4 protein-coding genes and 1 tRNA gene are annotated in these 3,919 nt (G+C 46.7%); 2 read left to right on the top strand and 3 right to left on the bottom strand.

Translation table 11 applies throughout. The annotated features are described in order from the left end of the window. Nucleotides 1–106: 106 nt before the first annotated feature. Nucleotides 107–895, bottom strand: a complete 789-nt coding sequence (locus tag ACR2PX_RS09305) for a hypothetical protein (protein WP_433999082.1) — start codon at nucleotides 893–895, stop codon at nucleotides 107–109. A gap of 432 nt (nucleotides 896–1,327) precedes the next feature. Here ACR2PX_RS09305 and ACR2PX_RS09300 point away from each other — a divergent pair, with 432 nt between their 5' ends. Together ACR2PX_RS09300 and ACR2PX_RS09295 are read left to right on the top strand one after the other, a co-directional pair. Next, entirely contained in the window at nucleotides 1,328–1,924 is a 597-nt protein-coding gene (locus tag ACR2PX_RS09300; protein ID WP_433999081.1) for a DUF938 domain-containing protein, read from the top strand. A gap of 128 nt (nucleotides 1,925–2,052) precedes the next feature. Then, nucleotides 2,053–2,129: transfer RNA gene (locus ACR2PX_RS09295), tRNA-Val, on the top strand. 94 nt (nucleotides 2,130–2,223) lie between these two features. Here the strand turns inward: ACR2PX_RS09295 and ACR2PX_RS09290 are convergent. Continuing rightward, entirely contained in the window at nucleotides 2,224–3,018 is a 795-nt protein-coding gene (locus ACR2PX_RS09290; protein ID WP_433999080.1) for a hypothetical protein, read from the bottom strand. A 9-nt stretch (nucleotides 3,019–3,027) separates the two neighbouring features. Next, the coding region (locus tag ACR2PX_RS09285; RefSeq protein WP_433999079.1) for a hypothetical protein at nucleotides 3,028–3,919 on the bottom strand (892 nt) is incomplete at its 5' end.

Below are 3,919 nucleotides of genomic sequence, written 5' to 3'. Positions count from 1 at the left end.
TTAAAAATCAGGAAGAATAAAAAAACAGATGTATATTCTTAAATCTGCTTTCTCTGTGTCATGACGTATGATTAGTGGTAAACAGGAAACGTTTTTGAAGCCCTGTTTATAGCGATGAAGAATTACGGGAATCAACCTTTGTTGGGGGCTGAATAGTTACCATGAAATTGACCCATATATGATCGTTGGTTCGGCTGGCTGGACAATCAACCTGAAGCCAGGTGTCTTCCTCGTTATTCATGAGATCCGTTCTAAGTTCAAGCAGTTCAAAATGACTATCAAGCCATTTGCATAAACTTTCAGTGGGTAAGTCCAGGAATAGAAAGGGATTGCCTGCTTCTTTGGCCAACTTAATATCCATTACCATGAATTGGGTCAGAAAAATCTGAACTTCATCAAGGTGTTGTTCGCAGAAACTCAGTAATTTGAGCTGAAAAATGAGTGCATCAACGGATAATTCAAAGGACTGGGTTGTTAACGGCGAGAAGGTTTTCAGGGGACTGTCCGCTGTATCTATGCCTGCTAATTCCATTAGCTGATGAAGGATCGATACAATCTCTTGGTAGGTTTTTTCCTGGTCCTCAGGGCTTTCCAGTTTATGAGCATTCAGAAGAGCAGCTTCGAGAGCTGAGAAAGTGTTTTCCATAACCTCAGGATCACATTGTTCTTCTTCCAGAGACAGGCAAAGCAGTTCCTGAACGGCATTGCCCAGTGTCGCGAGCTGTTGCCCCGATGGTGTTGTGGCAAGGGCTGGGTGGTGGGTTAAACATGGCTTTCCAACTCTAGGTATTCTGGGGCAGTGGTTGGTTTCTGTTCCCAGTATTCTTGAGGGAGTAAATTCTTGACGACGTTGCGAGCCTGATCTCTTAATTGATCCTGTTTTTGGCAATAACATTGCGACAGCGCTCTAGTTTGTCTGACTGCTTTTTGGGTGGGAGTCTGCTTATCCGGTAAGGTTTGAGTGATGTTTTTATTCCAGAGAAATCCTGCTGGAGCTGTTTTTTTATGAGAAACTGGCAGTTTACTTTGGCCGGAGTCTGAATTTAGAGCGCAGTGGCTGACGGCTTGCATAAACATCCCTGTAAAATTTGATAACAGAAGGTTGGATGGTTTTCAGAGCAGTGAGTTTCCTGAATACCTGCCTTGTTAGTGATACTGACTAAATGATAATGACGCCACGGGAAGGCCCTTGAGGGAGACTGATTCCAGAATGTTGGTTTTCATTGGTAGTTTGCTTGACTCATGGAGAGATAGATTAAGCGTATAGCCTTGGAATTTCCGATAGAATAGGTTCAATCCTGGAATTAACCCAAAGTGCGCTATTTCAATGACATTACCCTTTTCAGAAGCCTGTGAAAAAAACAAACAACCCATTCTGGCTGTCATTCAACCTTTGTTTGAGAAGACTGCCAGTGTGGTAGAGATCGGTAGTGGTACTGGCCAGCATGTGGAATTTTTTGCTGCTTCCATGCCTGCCACCCAATGGCAGCCAACCGACAGGGCAGATTCTCTGGCAGTGATTGAAGCGAGGCGAGCAGTCAGCGGCTTGAGCAATTATCTACGCCCTCTGGAGCTGGATGTCAGTGCAGCCTGGCCTGTGAATCAGGTTGAGAACATCTTCACGGCTAATACTCTGCATATCATGAGCTGGACGGCGGTTGAACATTGCTTTGACGGGATTGGCAGGGTGCTGGTGGAGGGCGGATTGGTTTGTATCTACGGGCCTTTCAACTACCAGGGACAATACACCAGCGAGAGTAATGCCCGGTTTGATGCATGGTTGAAACAGAGAGATCCGAACAGTGCTATACGGGACTTTGAAGCGATTGAAAGGTTAGCGAACAAGGCAGGCCTGGCTCTGCAGCAGGATGTGGCTATGCCCGCCAATAATCGTTGCCTGGTGTTTAAAAAAACCAGGGGGTAGCCCTTGTCCGTAATCAAAGATAAACGATGGTCCTGAAATTTTTAGCTAAGCACCTGATTTTCTTTTAGATTAATCAGTAATCGGGACTTGCATTTTTCAGCTGCATTGATAATATACGCAGCAACTTCAGGCGGTTAGCTCAGCTGGTTAGAGCGTTACGTTGACATCGTAAAGGTCGCTGGTTCGACTCCAGTACCGCCTACCAAAACTAAAAAAGCCCACTCTTTTGAGTGGGCTTTTTTTTTGCTATTTTCAAAGCCGCTTTATGAATTGTCAGGCTTGGAAGGTATCCACGAAGATCAGCCACTTCGAAGCCTGTGGACCATTTTTGCGGTCAGTGTGGTGAAGTAGAGCAAGGTTGTAGGTGTCAGTGCTGCACTGAGTACCAGTAATCCCGTCGCCAGAACGGCATCTGAAATGTCCTGTGTGGAAAAAGCTGCAAAAGAAGAAGCGGCAAACAACATGCCCCCCAGATTCCCCGTTATGATCTGCCGTCGGTCTATCCATCTCAGTTGAGGGTCGCGCCAGCGTGTAGTGACTGCTTCTGCCAGGAAAAAGATCACCACAGCAACATTACCACCTGCGGTCACCCAGAAATCACCGGATGCCACACCCGTACAGATGATCAGGAGTCCAGCTCCACTCCCTGATGTGGTCAGGGCATGAATATATCGGGCTCCCGGTGTTAACGGGGCTTTGCTGTGCCACCGCTTAAACCCCTGAATAGCCAGAACACCCTGAATTGCGGATAGTTCAGCCAGCGCCGTAGAAGAAAGGACTTTTCCTGACAGGGCTTCAGGCTCGGAAATACTTCTGTTACTGGCCAGCAGAGAAACGATTCTTGCTCCATCGGCAGCAAAGAAGAGGGATGACGATAATTGCAGACTGTTAATGATGACTTCCCAGCAAGGCTGTAACTGACTATCGCTGAAGGCATTCACCAGTGGCAGAAGGTTCTGGGCCTGTACGGGTGTAAAAAGTGGTATCGGGTTTGGAAAACAGTTGACTCTTTGGGCATAGAAGAGTGCCACAAAAAGCAGGATGCCATGGAGGGATGACCGTCGATGACCTGAAGGCAACTCTGGCTTAAACATGCCAGTGGATCACTGTCTTGAAATCGAGCGGGTGGGCGCAGGAATTTTCAATGTGGGTGTCAAACCGTTGGGTGAGATAATAATCGCGGTTGAATAATGCTCAGTGACGGTATAGATGGCATAAACGTTGCCAATTAACAGTCCATCGCAATGTATAACGCCTCCTGGCGCATAAATGGCTTTGCCATAAGGAATGTTAAAAGCCGTGAGATGGTAAGTCTTGTCACCCATCTTTTTACCCAGAAAAACATAACCCCCGCCCTGTTTATCCAGATGGCTCCATAAATGTGGAGTGTCGTGAACTTCCAGATAATAGCCGCCACCGTGGGTGGGCAGAGTCAGGTAACCTTTTTCATAGTTTTTATCAAAACGCACCACATTCACAGGAAGCTCATAGGGCGCTTCGATCCTGATTGCATCTCCGGAGTTCAGCAATATAGCGTTGTAATAGGCCAGCTTTTCAGCAGTAGCTTCATCCTTAGGAATGGTTAATTCGTTATGCGGAATATAAAAGGTACTGAATTTTCCAAGAATATTGGCTTCTTTTCTGGCTTTGGTGATGTCTCTGCTCCATTCCCCCTGGATTTGGGCATGGGCAGGCGTTTCTATTCTGCTGGCGACGTGTGTGGCAAGACGCTGGTCGTCTGTCTCCTTGAGCTGCCCCGGCGAAAACTGGTAAAGCTTACCGGGTTGAACATAGCTCCTGACCTCGGTCGTGATCATATCGGACTCTGGCAGTGTTCCAAAACGGTAGTTAATAATTTGCCCAATGTTTTTCGGGGCTTTTACAGGTTGGCTGATGAAAAGTGAGGGGTTGCAACAGAAATAGCCTTCAGGAGACGATTGATTTGTAAGGATCAAAATTTCTGAAGGATCAGACATGTGTGCAACACCCTCACTA

It is taken from the genome of Endozoicomonas sp., assembly GCF_051008435.1.
Lineage (GTDB): Bacteria > Pseudomonadota > Gammaproteobacteria > Pseudomonadales > Endozoicomonadaceae > Endozoicomonas_A.
This window is presented reverse-complemented; position numbering and strand designations above follow the sequence as displayed.

Bases quoted from the DNA above. Each gene is read 5' to 3' on its own strand.
- ACR2PX_RS09305 (WP_433999082.1), bottom strand. From the start codon at position 895: ATGTTATTGCCAAAAACAGGATCAATTAAGAGATCAGGCTCGCAACGT.
- ACR2PX_RS09290 (WP_433999080.1), bottom strand. From the start codon at position 3,018: ATGTTTAAGCCAGAGTTGCCTTCAGGTCATCGACGGTCATCCCTCCAT.
- ACR2PX_RS09300 (WP_433999081.1), top strand. From the start codon at position 1,328: ATGACATTACCCTTTTCAGAAGCCTGTGAAAAAAACAAACAACCCATT.